Genomic DNA, 656 nt, shown 5'->3' on the forward strand with positions numbered 1-656 from the left:
CCGCTTTATATATGCACTATGGCGGATGTTTGGCACTATTATTTCAATATTAAGTACCCTTGGCATATGGATAACTATACTTTGCGAAGCAATATACACAATCCAATTTAACTCTCTTGCCAATGGGAAATAGCCAACACCATCGTTACCAAACAACCACAATATGCCAATAATTGCATCAGCCACAGTAGCCATCATTAGACCTAGCGCAATAACACATATATTAAGTGGAGATTGCCGTATATCAATCGCAAACAGCAACAATATTGCGCAGGTCGTAGGTACAGCAATAATCACACTGTAAAGCGATGACATACCAAGAATGTACGCGCCGCTGCTAAACATTGCCATATTTAAGTAACATGCCAAAGCAAACACTATCGTTAACAACAAGCAAATTATGAGGATTTTAACAGAATATAAACGAGACAATACCGGCCAAATTGCACATATCAATAACAAGTATCCAGGCGCAAAAAACCAAATAGAGTCAATAAGGTAGTCGTGCTTTATGACATTGTTACCTATGTAATACTGCTGAGTGAGGTTAAAGTTCACCACATCGCCACATACGCATAATAATAAAGCACCAAAACAAAGTATTGCCATTTTAAATTGCGTTGCATTTGTTTTAACTGACCGCATTATCAGATAGC

At 37.8% G+C, this 656-nt stretch carries 1 protein-coding gene; it reads right to left on the reverse strand.

Features of this window, described 5'->3' with window-relative positions; all coding sequences use genetic code 11:
* Positions 1 to 609 (reverse strand): hypothetical protein (locus HC733_RS22540; protein ID WP_190367201.1); only part of this gene is annotated, 609 nt, incomplete at its 3' end.
* Between the last annotated feature and the right edge of the window lie 47 nt (positions 610 to 656).

It is taken from the genome of Pseudoalteromonas sp. S16_S37 (assembly GCF_014694405.1).
GTDB lineage: Bacteria > Pseudomonadota > Gammaproteobacteria > Enterobacterales > Alteromonadaceae > Pseudoalteromonas.